The sequence below is a fragment of the Enterobacter sp. V89_11 genome (genome assembly GCF_029967775.1).
In the GTDB taxonomy this organism is placed as follows: Bacteria; Pseudomonadota; Gammaproteobacteria; order Enterobacterales; family Enterobacteriaceae; genus Enterobacter; species Enterobacter ludwigii.
The window spans coordinates 90,903-104,453 of record NZ_JASCAN010000003.1 but is presented as its reverse complement, the minus strand read 5'-3'; the positions used below and the strand labels follow the sequence as shown (position 1 = coordinate 104,453).

Annotated in this window: 14 protein-coding genes; 11 read left to right on the top strand and 3 right to left on the bottom strand. The window is 56.5% G+C overall.

Annotation, left to right across the window (positions count from 1 at the left end):
• Positions 1-48 precede the first annotated feature (48 nt).
• From ugpA to ugpQ, 4 genes are read left to right on the top strand one after another with little or no spacing between them, the layout of a single operon-like run.
• Positions 49-936 carry a sn-glycerol-3-phosphate ABC transporter permease UgpA gene (gene ugpA, locus QLG09_RS03400; RefSeq protein WP_014171998.1) on the top strand — a complete coding sequence of 296 codons (888 nt, stop codon included), beginning with the start codon at positions 49-51 and terminating at the stop codon, positions 934-936.
• Entirely contained in the window at positions 933-1,778 is an 846-nt protein-coding gene (gene ugpE, locus QLG09_RS03395; protein ID WP_014171997.1) for a sn-glycerol-3-phosphate ABC transporter permease UgpE, read from the top strand. Before ugpA ends, ugpE begins: the two co-directional genes overlap by 4 nt.
• A 1-nt stretch (position 1,779) precedes the next feature.
• On the top strand, positions 1,780-2,850 hold the full coding sequence (locus QLG09_RS03390; protein ID WP_032679131.1) for a sn-glycerol-3-phosphate import ATP-binding protein UgpC: 1,071 nt from the start codon (positions 1,780-1,782) through the stop codon (positions 2,848-2,850).
• Entirely contained in the window at positions 2,847-3,596 is a 750-nt protein-coding gene (ugpQ, locus tag QLG09_RS03385; protein WP_185791841.1) for a glycerophosphodiester phosphodiesterase, read from the top strand. Before QLG09_RS03390 ends, ugpQ begins: the two co-directional genes overlap by 4 nt.
• Here ugpQ and QLG09_RS03380 read toward each other — a convergent pair.
• Entirely contained in the window at positions 3,577-3,963 is a 387-nt protein-coding gene (locus tag QLG09_RS03380) for a DUF2756 family protein (RefSeq protein ID WP_020884553.1), read from the bottom strand. The two genes, ugpQ and QLG09_RS03380, sit on opposite strands and share 20 nt — an antisense overlap.
• A 123-nt stretch (positions 3,964-4,086) precedes the next feature.
• On the opposite strand from QLG09_RS03380, the gene ggt reads away from it, so the two are divergent.
• Positions 4,087-5,832, top strand: a complete 1,746-nt coding sequence (gene ggt / locus QLG09_RS03375) for a gamma-glutamyltransferase (RefSeq protein WP_020884554.1) — start codon at positions 4,087-4,089, stop codon at positions 5,830-5,832.
• Positions 5,833-5,871: 39 nt separating this feature from the next.
• Here ggt and yhhY read toward each other — a convergent pair whose 3' ends face one another.
• Positions 5,872-6,360, bottom strand: a complete 489-nt coding sequence (gene yhhY, locus QLG09_RS03370) for an N-acetyltransferase (protein WP_014171992.1) — start codon at positions 6,358-6,360, stop codon at positions 5,872-5,874.
• Positions 6,361-6,668: 308 nt separating this feature from the next.
• Here yhhY and QLG09_RS03365 point away from each other — a divergent pair, with 308 nt between their 5' ends.
• The 5 genes from QLG09_RS03365 (at position 6,669) to gntU (ending at position 11,618) form a co-directional block, all read left to right on the top strand.
• The gene (locus tag QLG09_RS03365; protein WP_282488731.1) at positions 6,669-7,706 is read left to right on the top strand and encodes an oxidoreductase; all 1,038 of its coding nucleotides are present in this window, start codon (positions 6,669-6,671) and stop codon (positions 7,704-7,706) included.
• 122 nt (positions 7,707-7,828) lie between these two features.
• Positions 7,829-8,524 carry a pirin family protein gene (locus QLG09_RS03360; RefSeq protein WP_014171990.1) on the top strand — a complete coding sequence of 232 codons (696 nt, stop codon included), beginning with the start codon at positions 7,829-7,831 and terminating at the stop codon, positions 8,522-8,524.
• A 100-nt stretch (positions 8,525-8,624) separates the two neighbouring features.
• Complete coding sequence (gene gntR / locus QLG09_RS03355) at positions 8,625-9,620, top strand: gluconate operon transcriptional repressor GntR (protein ID WP_014171989.1); 996 nt, start codon at positions 8,625-8,627, stop codon at positions 9,618-9,620.
• 126 nt (positions 9,621-9,746) lie between these two features.
• Complete coding sequence (gene gntK, locus QLG09_RS03350) at positions 9,747-10,274, top strand: gluconokinase (RefSeq protein WP_020884556.1); 528 nt, start codon at positions 9,747-9,749, stop codon at positions 10,272-10,274.
• A gap of 3 nt (positions 10,275-10,277) precedes the next feature.
• On the top strand, positions 10,278-11,618 hold the full coding sequence (gene gntU, locus QLG09_RS03345; protein ID WP_014171987.1) for a gluconate transporter: 1,341 nt from the start codon (positions 10,278-10,280) through the stop codon (positions 11,616-11,618).
• A 50-nt stretch (positions 11,619-11,668) separates the two neighbouring features.
• On the opposite strand, the gene yhgN is transcribed toward gntU, so the two are convergent.
• Complete coding sequence (gene yhgN / locus QLG09_RS03340) at positions 11,669-12,262, bottom strand: NAAT family transporter YhgN (RefSeq protein WP_003861574.1); 594 nt, start codon at positions 12,260-12,262, stop codon at positions 11,669-11,671.
• A gap of 177 nt (positions 12,263-12,439) precedes the next feature.
• On the opposite strand from yhgN, the gene asd reads away from it, so the two are divergent.
• A complete protein-coding gene (asd, locus tag QLG09_RS03335) occupies positions 12,440-13,543 on the top strand; it encodes an aspartate-semialdehyde dehydrogenase (protein ID WP_014171986.1) in 1,104 nt (367 codons plus the stop codon).
• The last annotated feature ends 8 nt before the right edge of the window (positions 13,544-13,551 follow it).

Genomic DNA, 13,551 nt, shown 5'->3' with positions numbered 1-13,551 from the left:
TCCCTGCGGGAAGGGCTGGGGTGAGGGCTACCTACGCTGAGCTAAACTATGTCCTCATCCCGTCCGGTGTTCCGTTCGCGCTGGCTGCCGTATTTGCTGGTCGCGCCGCAGCTGGTCATCACCGTTATCTTCTTTATCTGGCCTGCGGGCGAGGCGCTCTGGTACTCGGTACAAAGCGTCGATCCGTTTGGGCTTTCCAGCCAGTTTGTCGGGCTGGATAACTTTACCGCGCTGTTCCATGACAGCTATTACCTCGACGCCTTCTGGACGACCATGAAGTTCAGCGCGCTGGTCACTGTCAGCGGTCTTGTCGCATCGCTCTTTTTCGCGGCGCTGGTGGATTACGTGGTGCGCGGCAGCCGTCTGTATCAGACGCTGATGCTGCTACCTTACGCCGTGGCGCCTGCCGTCGCCGCCGTGCTGTGGATCTTCCTGTTTAATCCAGGGCGCGGGCTGATTACCCATTTCCTGGCGGAGTTCGGCTACGACTGGAACCACGCCCAGAACAGCGGTCAGGCGATGTTCCTGGTGGTCTTCGCGTCGGTGTGGAAACAGATCAGCTACAACTTCCTGTTCTTCTTTGCTGCGCTGCAGTCTATTCCGCGCTCGCTGGTTGAAGCCGCGGCGATTGATGGTGCAGGGCCGGTCCGTCGTTTCTTTAGGCTGTCACTGCCGCTGATTGCCCCGGTGAGTTTCTTCCTGCTGGTGGTCAACCTGGTTTACGCCTTCTTCGACACCTTCCCGGTGATCGACGCCGCCACGGCCGGTGGCCCGGTGCAGGCCACGACGACGCTTATCTATAAGATCTATCGCGAAGGCTTTGCCGGTCTGGATCTCTCGGCATCCGCCGCCCAGTCGGTCGTGCTGATGTTCCTCGTCATCCTTCTCACGGTAGTGCAGTTCCGTTATGTCGAAAGTAAGGTGCGCTACCAATGATCGAGAACCGTCGCGGGCTGACGATGTTCAGCCACACCATGCTGATTTTGGGCATCATCGTTATTCTGTTCCCGCTGTACGTGGCCTTCGTTGCCGCCACGCTGGACACCAAAGCGGTGTTTGATACGCCGATGACGCTGATCCCAGGCGGGCATCTTTTCGAAAACATGAAAACCATCTGGACCCAGGGCGTGGGCGCTAACAGCGCGCCATTCTGGCTGATGATGCTGAACAGCTTCATCATGGCGTTCGGTATTACGGTGGGCAAAATCACGGTGTCGATGCTCTCGGCGTTCGCCATCGTCTGGTTCCGCTTTCCCCTGCGTAACCTGTTCTTCTGGATGATCTTCATCACCCTGATGCTGCCGGTCGAAGTGCGTATCTTCCCGACGGTGGAAGTGATCGCCAACCTGAAGATGCTGGACAGCTACGCAGGTTTAACCCTGCCGCTGATGGCCTCGGCCACCGCCACCTTCTTGTTCCGCCAGTTCTTTATGACCCTGCCGGACGAGCTGATTGAGGCCGCGCGTATTGACGGAGCCTCGCCGATGCGCTTCTTCCGTGACATCGTGCTGCCGCTGTCGAAAACCAACCTTGCGGCGCTGTTTGTCATCACCTTTATCTACGGCTGGAACCAGTATCTGTGGCCGCTGCTGATTATTCAGGACGTCAATCTTGGCACCGCCGTGGCGGGCATCAAAGGCATGATCGCCACCGGTGAAGGCACCACGCTCTGGAATCAGGTGATGGCGGCGATGCTGCTCACCCTTATCCCCCCGGTCGTTATCGTTTTAGCCATGCAGCGTGCGTTCGTGCGTGGTTTAGTGGACAGTGAGAAATAAGATGGCAGGTTTAAAATTACAGGCAGTGACCAAAAGCTGGGACAACAAAACCCAGGTCATTCAGCCGTTAACGCTCGACGTGGCGGACGGGGAATTTATCGTGATGGTTGGCCCGTCAGGCTGCGGCAAATCAACGCTGCTGCGCATGGTTGCCGGGCTTGAACGTGTGACCAGCGGCGATATCTGGATCGATCGCCAGCGCGTGACCGAGATGGAGCCGAAGGACCGGGGCATCGCGATGGTGTTTCAGAACTACGCCCTTTATCCGCACATGAGCGTGGAAGAGAACATGGCCTGGGGGCTGAAAATCCGCGGGATGGGCAAAAGCCATATCGATGAGCGCGTGAAAGAGGCGGCGCGTATTCTGGAACTGGATGGCCTGCTCAAGCGCCGTCCGCGTGAACTGTCCGGCGGACAGCGCCAGCGTGTGGCGATGGGGCGCGCCATTGTGCGTGACCCTGCGGTGTTCCTGTTCGACGAGCCGCTCTCAAACCTTGATGCTAAGCTGCGCGTGCAGATGCGCCTTGAGCTGCAGCAGCTGCACCGTCGTCTGAAAACCACCTCCCTGTATGTGACGCACGATCAGGTGGAAGCGATGACCCTCGCCCAGCGCGTGATGGTGATGAACAAAGGCGTCGCCGAACAGATTGGCACCCCGGTGGAGGTATACGAGAAACCGGCCTCCCGCTTTGTGGCGAGCTTTATTGGCAGTCCGGCGATGAACCTGCTGGAAGGGCGGCTCAGCAGCGCCGGTACGCATTTTGAGCTGGAAAGTGGGATGGCGCTGCCCGTAAACGGGTACTATCGTGGCTATGCCGGGCGTAAGATGACGCTCGGTATCCGCCCGGAACATATTGGGTTAACCTCACAGGCGGAAGGCGGCGTGCCGCTGGTCATGGACACGCTGGAGATGCTGGGGGCTGACAACCTGGCGCACGGACGTTGGGGTGAACAAAAAATGGTGGTGCGTCTGGCCCATCAGGAGCGCCCTAAAGCAGGCAGCACGCTGTGGCTGCATCTGCCGGAAAATCACCTGCACGTATTCGACGGTGAAACAGGACAACGTATATGAGTAACTGGCCTTATCCCCACATCGTCGCCCACCGGGGCGGCGGTAAACTGGCGCCGGAAAACACGCTGGCGGCTATCGATATGGGCGCGCATTACGGTCACACGATGATCGAGTTCGACGCCAAGCTATCGAAAGACGGCGAGATTTTCCTTCTGCATGATGACAACCTCGAACGTACCAGCAATGGCTGGGGCGTGGCGGGAGACCTGCCGTGGCGCGATCTGCTGAACGTCGACGCCGGAAGCTGGTACAGCAGCGAGTTCAAAGGCGAGCCGCTGCCGCTGCTGGCGGAAGTGGCCGACCGCTGTCGCCTGCACGGCATGATGGCCAATATCGAAATCAAACCAACCACCGGCACCGGGCCGCTCACAGGTAAAGTCATTGCGCTGGCCGCGCGTGAGCTGTGGGAGGGCATGACGCCACCCCTGCTGTCGTCGTTTGACATTGATGCCCTGGAGGCGGCGCAGGCGTCCGTTCCGGCGTTGCCGCGCGGACTGCTGCTCGACACGTGGCGTGATGACTGGCGTGAGCTGACCAGCCGTTTAGGGTGTGTGTCGATTCACCTGAACCACGCGCTGCTGGATGAGGCGCGGGTGAACATGTTGAAAGCGGCGGGGCTGCATATCCTGGTCTATACCGTCAACAAACCCCAGCGTGCGGCGGAGCTGCTGCGCTGGGGGGTGGACAGCATCTGTACCGATGCGATTGACGTAATCGGCCCGAACTTTAGTTCTGCGAAGAATTAAGCATCCCGCCATTCGACGGTGACTGGGACGGCAGCATATGCTGCTGTCCGCTGCCCGACGAGGTCATCCCGCCCAGCATTCCGCCGTTCGGGTTAGGCAGCGGCTGCTCACGCACCTGACCCTGCTGTATGCGCTGGGTGTTGGTGTTCATCTGGTTTTGCAGGCTTTGCTGCTGCATCTGGGTCTGCGTTTTCAACTGCTGGTTCAGCATCCCTTTCTGCTGTTGCTGCTGGCTCATCATCTCCGTTTGCATACGCTGCTGGCTTGGAATGACGTAGCCCTGCTGGTTCGGGTTGTTCATCGTATTGAGTGGCTGTGCGAGCGCGGCAAACGGAAGCAGCGCCGTAAGAATCAGTAAGCGTTTCATTGTCATCTCCTTCTTTTGAGGCTTCTCTTAAGTTTACCCTGATTTCACCATGACGATGATTTTTTAGGAGTTGTGAACCAGGCTTAAGCGGGGAATATGGCCCTCTTCACCTGGAGAACAATAATGATGAAACCAACGTTTTTGCGCTGGATAGCGATCGCCGCGCTGATGGCAGGCGGCACATTTAGCGTGGCGGCCAACCCGCCAGCGGCTCCGCCAGTTTCGTACGGCGTGGAGGAAGATGTTTTTCATCCCGTGCGGGCAACGCAGGGTATGGTGGCGTCGGTGGATGCGCTGGCAACGAAAGTGGGCGTCGATATTCTCCGGCAGGGCGGTAATGCGGTGGATGCGGCAGTCGCGGTGGGTTATGCGCTGGCGGTGACGCATCCGCAGGCGGGGAACCTGGGCGGCGGCGGCTTTATGATGCTGCGGACCAAAGACGGCAAAACCACCGCCATCGACTTCCGTGAGATGGCCCCCGGACAGGCTTCCCGCGATATGTTCCTTGACGATCAAGGCAACCCGGACAGCAAAAAATCCCTGACCTCGCATCTCGCCTCCGGTACGCCGGGCACCGTCGCAGGCTTCTCCCTGGCGCTGGAAAAATATGGCACCCTGCCGCTCAACAAAGTGGTACAGCCTGCGATTAAGCTCGCCCGTGAAGGTTTTGTGGTGAATGACGCCCTGGCTGACGATCTTAAAACCTATGGCAGCGAAGTGATTCCGAATCACGAAAACAGCAAGGCTATCTTCTGGAAAGACGGCGAACCGCTGAAGAAGGGCGATAAGCTGGTGCAGAAGAACCTGGCGAAAAGTCTGGAGCTGATTGCGGAGCACGGCCCGGATGCGTTCTACAAAGGGGCGATTGCCGACCAGATTGCCGAAGAGATGCAAAAGAACGGTGGGCTTATCACCAAAGCGGATCTCGCGGAGTACAAGGCCGTCGAGCGTGAGCCGATTCACGGAAGCTATCGCGGCTATGACGTTTTCTCGATGCCACCTCCGTCTTCCGGCGGCATTCACATCGTGCAGATCCTCAACATTCTTGAAAACTTCGATATGCACAAGTTCGGCTTCGGCAGTGCGGATGCCATGCAGGTGATGGCAGAGGCGGAAAAACGCGCCTACGCCGACCGTTCAGAATACCTGGGCGACCCGGACTTCGTGAAGGTGCCGTGGCAGGCGCTGACCAATAAAGCCTATGCCAAATCGATTGCTGATGAGATTGATATCAACAAGGCCAAACCGTCGAGCGAGATCCGCCCGGGCAAGCTGGCACCGTATGAGAGCAACCAGACCACCCACTTCTCGGTGGTGGATAAAGACGGTAACGCGGTGGCGGTGACCTATACCCTCAATACCACCTTTGGTACAGGCATCGTAGCAGGCAACAGCGGGATTCTGCTCAATAACGAGATGGATGACTTCTCGGCCAAACCGGGCGTGCCGAACGTCTACGGCCTGGTGGGCGGGGATGCAAATGCGGTCGGACCGAAGAAGCGTCCGCTGTCGTCCATGTCGCCTACCATCGTGGTCAAAGACGGTAAAACCTGGCTGGTGACAGGCAGCCCTGGCGGCAGCCGTATTATCACCACGGTGCTGCAGATGGTGGTGAACAGCATTGACTTTGGAATGAATGTCGCCGAAGCGACGAACGCACCGCGTTTCCACCATCAGTGGCTGCCGGACGAGCTGCGTGTTGAGAAGGGCTTTAGCCCGGACACCTTAAAACTGCTGGAGCAGCGCGGACAGAAGGTGGCGCTGAAAGAGGCAATGGGCAGCACCCAGAGCATTATGGTCGGCCCGGACGGCACGCTGTTTGGGGCCTCGGATCCGCGTTCGGTGGACGATTTGACGGCGGGGTTCTGATTTTATTGCCCGGTAAGCGTCGCGCTACCGGGCAATTTATCACTTCAGCCGCGCCATGTAATACGCGTCCACATAGTCGCCGTTACGCAGGGCGAAGTTCCTGCCGGTCCCTTCGATTTCAAACCCAAACTTCTTATACAGCGCCAGTGCCGCAGGGTTATCCGCAAAAACCGTGAGCTCAATGCGTTCAATGCGCAACCAGTTGTCGCAGAGATTGACCATTTCGCGCATGAGCGCACGACCCACACCGCGTCCCTGTACATCAGCGGCCACGCTAATGCCGAACGTTGCAACGTGGCTGCGGCGGGGATTTTCCATCACATCGAGTGCCATATGGCCAACCACTCGCTGGTCAAGACAGGCGACGAGATGCCGTCTTCCCGGTTTCGTCGCGACCCGGTCATGCCACATATCCATTGAGGGATGGGGAAGTTGTAGCGTGTCGTGATACACCCCAGGATGCGACATAATGTCACGTAACGCTTCTGCATCGCGGGCTTCGATATGGCGTATCACAATCTCACTCATTCCTTCATCCTCAGTCAGTTAAACGTCCATTCCAACATCAGTGAGATTAAAATTTGAGTCAACTGCTAATTTTTGCAAAAAAGATTGGACAAGTGCGAATGAGAATGATTATTATTGCTCTGCGTTCAGGAAGACCCCTACGGGAACCTGAAAGCACGACATTGCTCACATTGCTTCCAGTATTACTTTAGCCAGCTTTTCGCTGGCTTTTTTTTGTCTTTTTTCGCCCGCTCCCCGTGGAAGAGGGCTGGGGTAAGGGCAAAACTTGCGCTATGGTTGCACTCAGTAACCTTAAAAAGGACTGAGCCATGACATTACATTGCGCATTTATTGGATTTGGCAAAAGCACCACGCGTTACCACCTTCCGTATGTTCTCAACCGCAAAGACAGCTGGCACGTTGCCCATATCTACCGGCGTCGCGCGAAGCCGGAAGAGCAATCTCCCCAGTACTCCCATATTCATTTCACCAGCGATCTTGATGAGGTCCTCAACGATCCGCAGGTCAAACTGGTGATTGTCTGTACCCACGCTGACAGCCATTTCGAGTACGCAAAACGCGCGCTGGAGGCGGGCAAAAACGTGCTGGTGGAAAAGCCGTTTACCCCGACAATGACAGAGGCGAAAACGTTGTTTGACCTGGCGAAGCGCAAAGGGCTGACCGTCACGCCGTACCAAAACCGCCGCTTTGACAGCTGCTTCCTGACGGCAAAAAAAGTGATTGAGAGCGGTAAACTGGGTGACATCGTCGAGATTGAAAGCCACTTTGATTACTACCGTCCGGTGGCCGAAACGCATCCCGGCCTGCCGCAGGATGGCTCATTCTATGGTCTGGGCGTGCATACGCTCGATCAAATCATCTCTCTGTTTGGCCGACCGGACCACATGGCGTACGACATCCGCAGCCTGCGCAACAAAGCCAATCCGGATGACACCTTCGAAGCCCAGCTGTTTTACGGCGATCTGAAAGCCATCGTCAAAACCAGCCATCTGGTGAAAATTGACTACCCGAAATTTATTGTGCATGGCACCAGAGGCTCGTTTATCAAGTACGGTATCGACCAGCAGGAGACCAGCCTGAAGGCGAACATTATGCCCGGCGACCCGGGGTTTGCGGCGGATGACTCCGTGGGCGTGCTGGAGTATGTCAACGCAGAGGGCATCACCGTTAAAGAGGACGTGAAACCCGAAGCGGGTGACTATGGCCGCGTTTACGATGCGCTGTATGAGACCCTGACTAACGGTGTACCCAATTACGTCAAGGAATCTGAAGTTATGACCAATCTCGAACTCCTTGAACGGGCCTTCGAACAGGCCTCTCCTGCCACGATAACCCTCGCCAGATAAGAAATTATGACTCCTCTTTGCTTGTTCTAAATTTTTGAACAGAGGAGTCAATTTTCACCCTCTATGATCCCAGGCCGTTTGCGTCCACACTTACTCCATCGAAACGAACTGAGGGTGAAACAATGATCTACTTACGCAAAGCAAACGAACGTGGTCACGCGAATCATGGCTGGCTGGACTCATGGCATTCATTCTCGTTTGCTGACTACTACGACCCGAACTTTATGGGCTTCTCCGCACTGCGCGTCATTAACGATGACGTGATTGATGCAGGCCAGGGCTTCGGTACCCACCCGCACAAAGACATGGAAATCCTGACGTATGTGCTGGAAGGGGCGGTTGAGCACCAGGACAGCATGGGCAACAAAGAGCAGGTTCCGGCGGGCGAGTTCCAGATTATGAGTGCGGGTACCGGGGTGCGTCACTCTGAATACAACCCAAGCAAAACGGAAAAACTGCACCTGTATCAAATCTGGATCATTCCGGAAGAAACCGGCATCACCCCGCGCTACGAACAGCGCCGCTTTGATGCTAAACAGGGCAAACAGCTGGTGCTCTCTCCGGATGCGCGTGACGGTTCGCTGAAAGTGCACCAGGATATGGAACTGTACCGCTGGGCGCTGGCAAAAGACGAACAGTCTGTCCATCAGATTGCCGCTAACCGCCGCGTCTGGATCCAGGTGGTGAAAGGCGAGGTGTCTATTAACGGCACGAAAGCTACCACGGCGGATGGTCTGGCAATCTGGGATGAGCAGGCACTGTCCGTGCATGCCGACAGTGAAAGCGAAATTCTGCTGTTTGATCTGCCACCGGTGTAATAAATCATAAATAAATGCCCATCCTTCCCTTTGACAGGGGAAGGATGGGCTTTGTCCGTGATAAACTGAGCAAATCTATCACTTACGATTTCTCAGGACGATGAAAAAGAAACGCCCCGTACTTCAGGATGTAGCCGATCGCGTCGGTGTGACCAAAATGACGGTCAGCCGGTTTTTACGTAACCCGGAACAGGTTTCCGTGGCGTTGCGTGGCAAGATTGCCGCTGCCCTCGATGAACTGGGGTATATCCCTAACCGCGCCCCCGATATTCTTTCGAATGCGACCAGCCGCGCGGTTGGCGTCCTCCTGCCTTCCTTAACCAACCAGGTTTTTGCCGAGGTGTTGCGCGGCATTGAAAGCGTGACCGATGCCTTTGGCTATCAGACCATGCTCGCCCACTATGGGTACAAGCCGGAACTGGAAGAAGAACGTCTTGAGTCCATGCTCTCCTGGAACATCGACGGCCTGATTTTAACCGAACGTACTCACACCCCCCGTACGCTAAAAATGATTGAAGTGGCAGGCATTCCGGTGGTGGAGCTGATGGACAGCCAGTCGCCGTGTCTCGATATTGCGGTGGGCTTTGATAACTTCGAAGCGGCGCGCCAGATGACGGCGGCCATCATCGCCCGCGGCCATCGCCACATTGCCTACCTGGGTGCACGTCTGGATGAACGTACTATTATCAAACAGAAGGGATACGAGCAGGCAATGCTCGACGCCGGTTTAACACCGTACAGCGTGATGGTTGAGCAGTCCTCATCCTATACGTCGGGTATTGAGCTGATGCGTCAGGCACGACGCGAGTATCCGCAACTGGACGGTATTTTCTGTACCAACGATGACCTTGCGGTCGGTGCAGCGTTCGAATGCCAGCGTCTGGGGCTGAAGATCCCTGAAGACATGGCGATTGCCGGTTTCCACGGCCACGACATCGGCCAGGTGATGGAACCCCGTCTGGCGAGCGTCCTGACACCGCGTGAACGTATGGGCCGTATTGGCGCAGAACGCCTGCTGGCGCGCATACGTGGCGAGACGGTGACGCCGAAAATGTTAGATTTAGGTTTCACCTTGTCACCGGGTGGATCTATTTAAGCTGACAAATTTGAAGTGGGTCACACTTATTCACTTCGCGCACGTTTGGATATTGCTTCTCTTTTGCCCCGGCAGGACAATGTTACCGATAACTGTTACCCGTAACAATTGACTGAGGGACACCCTTTGAGCACGACTAATCATGATCACCACGTTTACGTCCTGATGGGCGTTTCCGGTAGCGGTAAATCTGCCGTGGCCAGCGAAGTGGCGCATCAACTTCATGCGGCGTTTCTTGATGGCGACTTCCTCCATCCGCGCAGCAATATCATGAAAATGGCCTCCGGCGAGCCGCTGAACGATGACGACCGCAAACCGTGGTTGCAGGCGCTGAATGACGCCGCGTTCGCGATGCAGCGTACCAACAAGGTCTCCCTGATCGTCTGCTCCGCGCTGAAAAAAACCTACCGCGACCTGCTGCGTGACGGCAACCCGAACCTCTCTTTCATCTACCTGAAAGGCGATTTCGAGGTGATTGAGAGCCGTCTGAAGGCGCGTAAAGGTCACTTCTTCAAAACCCAGATGCTGGTGACGCAATTCGAAGCGTTGCAGGAGCCGGGTGACGATGAGAAAGACGTCTTAGTGGTTGATATCGATCAGTCACTGGAGGGTGTTGTTGCCAGCACCATCGAGGTCATTAATAAAAGGCAGTAAGTTTTGAGTACATTAACGCTAGTTTTAACAGCAGTTGGTTCCGTATTGCTGCTGCTGTTTTTAGTGATGAAAGCGCGTATGCATGCTTTCGTTGCCTTAATGGTGGTGTCTATTGGTGCAGGTCTCTTTTCAGGTATGCCGCTCGATAAGATCGCAGCGACGATGGAAAAAGGGATGGGAGGCACGCTGGGTTTCCTGGCCATTGTGGTCGCGCTGGGCGCGATGTTTGGCAAGATCCTGCATGAGACGGGCGCAGTCGACCAGATTGCCGTCAAAATGCTCAAATCCTTCGGACACAGCCGGGCGCACTACGCGATTGGCCTCGCCGGTCTGATTTGCGCGCTGCCGCTGTTCTTCGAAGTGGCCGTGGTGCTGCTGATTAGCGTGGCGTTCTCGATGGCGCGCCATACCGGCACTAACCTCGTGAAGCTGGTGATTCCGCTGTTTGCGGGCGTGGCGGCTGCGGCGGCGTTCCTGCTGCCTGGGCCTGCGCCGATGCTGCTGGCTTCTCAGATGCACGCCGATTTTGGCTGGATGATCCTGATTGGCCTGTGCGCGGCAATCCCGGGAATGATTATTGCCGGCCCGCTGTGGGGCAACTTCATCAGCCGTTACGTTGAGCTTCACATTCCGGATGACGTCACCGAGCCGCACCTTGGCGAAGGCAAAATGCCGTCCTTCGGCTTCAGCCTGGCGCTGATCCTGCTGCCGCTGGTGCTGGTGGGGCTGAAAACCATCGCCGCGCGTTTCGTGCCGGTAGGGTCTACCGCGTACGAATGGTTTGAGTTTATCGGCCACCCGTTCACCGCGATCCTGGTGGCGTGTCTGGTGGCGATGTACGGCCTGGCGATGCGCCAGGGCATGCCGAAAGACAAAGTGATGGAAATCTGCGGCCATGCGCTGCAGCCTGCGGGTATCATTCTGCTGGTGATCGGTGCCGGCGGCGTGTTCAAACAGGTGCTGGTGGATTCCGGCGTGGGTCCGGCGCTGGGCGAAGCCCTGACCGGCATGGGGCTACCCATTGCGGTGACCTGTTTCGTACTGGCTGCGGCGGTGCGTATCATCCAGGGCTCTGCGACGGTGGCATGTTTAACCGCCGTGGGTCTGGTGATGCCGGTGATTGAACAGCTTAACTACTCCGGTGCCCAGATGGCCGCGCTCTCAATCTGTATTGCGGGCGGTTCGATTGTGGTGTCACACGTCAACGACGCCGGCTTCTGGCTGTTCGGTAAATTTACCGGTGCGACCGAAGCGCAAACCCTGAAAACCTGGACGCTGATGGAAACCATCCTCGGTACGACGGGTGCCATTGTCGGGATGATTGCGTTTACGCTGCTGAGTTAAACCCGGCTAAAAGCAAAAGGACAACATGAGTTGTCCTTTTTTGTTTTTACCTAGCCCTTCATCCACGCGCGGATCCCGTCCAGGAACATCTGCGTTGCCATCATCACCAGAATCAACCCCATCAGGCGCTCCAGCGCGTTTACGCCTTTCTCACCCAGCAGGCGCAGGAACAACGACGACTGCAGCAGAATGATAAACGTCCCGCCCCAGGCAATCAGCAAGGCAATCACCAGATGGCTCATCTGATTGGGGTACTGATGCGACAGCAGCATCAGCGTTGCCAGAATCGTCGGTCCGGCGACGAGGGGAATCGCCAGCGGCACAATAAACGGCTCTTCCCCCGCGGGCAGGCCGCTGCTGCTGCCTTCGGCGCTCGGGAAAATCATCTTAATCGCTATCAGGAACAGGATAATCCCACCGGAAATCGAAACCGTTTCGGCACGCAGATTCAGGAAGGCGAGGATTTTCTCACCGGCAAACAGGAAGATGAACATCACCAGCAGCGCGATAAGCAGCTCGCGAATCATGATCGCCCGACGGCGTTTGGGTTCGGTGTGCTTCAGCACCGACATGAAGATAGGCAGGTTGCCCAGAGGATCCATTATCAGGATCAATAAAACCGCCGCGGATATGATTTCACTCATTAAAATTATCCCTGAAACTCTCTATGGTTATTATGATGATTAGCGCTATTTCTGATTGGCGGGCCATCATCGATTAATTTCGCTTGCGACTTTGGCAGCATTTTGTAATGTGAAGCATATCCCAGTTGAATACTGGTTTGCACAATCAGCACACACCCTCTGCAGGAAAAAAATGCTATGAAAAACGTTGGTTTTATCGGCTGGCGCGGTATGGTCGGCTCTGTTCTCATGCAACGCATGGTTGAAGAGCGCGATTTTGACGCCATCCGCCCGGTCTTCTTCTCCACTTCCCAGCTCGGCCAGGCTGCACCTTCTTTTGGCGGCAGCACCGGTACGTTGCAGGATGCTTTCGATCTGGAAGCGCTGAAGGCACTCGACATTATTGTCACTTGCCAGGGCGGCGATTATACCAACGAAATTTATCCAAAGCTGCGTGAAAGCGGCTGGCAGGGCTACTGGATTGATGCGGCGTCTTCCCTGCGCATGAAAGACGATGCCATCATCATTCTCGACCCGGTCAACCAGGACGTCATCACCGACGGCCTGAACAACGGCGTAAAAACCTTTGTCGGCGGTAACTGCACCGTCAGCCTGATGCTGATGTCCCTCGGCGGCCTGTTCGCGCAGGACCTGGTGGAGTGGGTCTCCGTGGCGACTTACCAGGCCGCGTCCGGCGGCGGTGCGCGCCATATGCGCGAGCTGCTGACGCAGATGGGCCAGTTGCACCACAGCGTTGCAACCGAGCTGGCAAACCCGGCCTCCGCTATTCTCGATATCGAGCGTAAAGTCACCGAGCTGACCCGCAGCGGCGAGCTGCCGGTGGATAACTTTGGTGTACCGCTGGCCGGTGGTCTGATCCCGTGGATCGACAAACAGCTGGATAACGGCCAGACCCGCGAAGAGTGGAAAGGTCAGGCTGAGACCAACAAAATACTCAATACCGCGAACACCATTCCAGTTGACGGTCTGTGCGTACGTATCGGCGCGCTGCGCTGCCACAGCCAGGCCTTCACGATTAAACTGAAAAAAGATGTGTCGATTCCGACCGTGGAAGAGCTGCTGGCTGCACACAACCCGTGGGCGAAAGTGGTTCCAAACGATCGCGACATCACCATGCGTGAATTGACCCCGGCTGCCGTCACCGGCACGCTGACCACCCCGGTGGGTCGTCTGCGTAAGCTGAACATGGGACCGGAGTTCCTTTCTGCATTCACCGTCGGCGACCAGCTTCTTTGGGGCGCAGCCGAGCCGCTGCGTCGCATGCTGCGCCAGCTGGCGTAATAATTTGT

What these genes read in the sequence shown, in the direction of transcription:
- ugpA (WP_014171998.1), top strand. Translation starts at nt 49, where the DNA reads ATGTCCTCATCCCGTCCGGTGTTCCGTTCGCGCTGGCTGCCGTATTTG.
- ugpE (WP_014171997.1), top strand. Translation starts at nt 933, where the DNA reads ATGATCGAGAACCGTCGCGGGCTGACGATGTTCAGCCACACCATGCTG.
- QLG09_RS03390 (WP_032679131.1), top strand. Translation starts at nt 1,780, where the DNA reads ATGGCAGGTTTAAAATTACAGGCAGTGACCAAAAGCTGGGACAACAAA.
- ugpQ (WP_185791841.1), top strand. Translation starts at nt 2,847, where the DNA reads ATGAGTAACTGGCCTTATCCCCACATCGTCGCCCACCGGGGCGGCGGT.
- QLG09_RS03380 (WP_020884553.1), bottom strand. Translation starts at nt 3,963, where the DNA reads ATGAAACGCTTACTGATTCTTACGGCGCTGCTTCCGTTTGCCGCGCTC.
- ggt (WP_020884554.1), top strand. Translation starts at nt 4,087, where the DNA reads ATGATGAAACCAACGTTTTTGCGCTGGATAGCGATCGCCGCGCTGATG.
- yhhY (WP_014171992.1), bottom strand. Translation starts at nt 6,360, where the DNA reads ATGAGTGAGATTGTGATACGCCATATCGAAGCCCGCGATGCAGAAGCG.
- QLG09_RS03365 (WP_282488731.1), top strand. Translation starts at nt 6,669, where the DNA reads ATGACATTACATTGCGCATTTATTGGATTTGGCAAAAGCACCACGCGT.
- QLG09_RS03360 (WP_014171990.1), top strand. Translation starts at nt 7,829, where the DNA reads ATGATCTACTTACGCAAAGCAAACGAACGTGGTCACGCGAATCATGGC.
- gntR (WP_014171989.1), top strand. Translation starts at nt 8,625, where the DNA reads ATGAAAAAGAAACGCCCCGTACTTCAGGATGTAGCCGATCGCGTCGGT.
- yhgN (WP_003861574.1), bottom strand. Translation starts at nt 12,262, where the DNA reads ATGAGTGAAATCATATCCGCGGCGGTTTTATTGATCCTGATAATGGAT.
- asd (WP_014171986.1), top strand. Translation starts at nt 12,440, where the DNA reads ATGAAAAACGTTGGTTTTATCGGCTGGCGCGGTATGGTCGGCTCTGTT.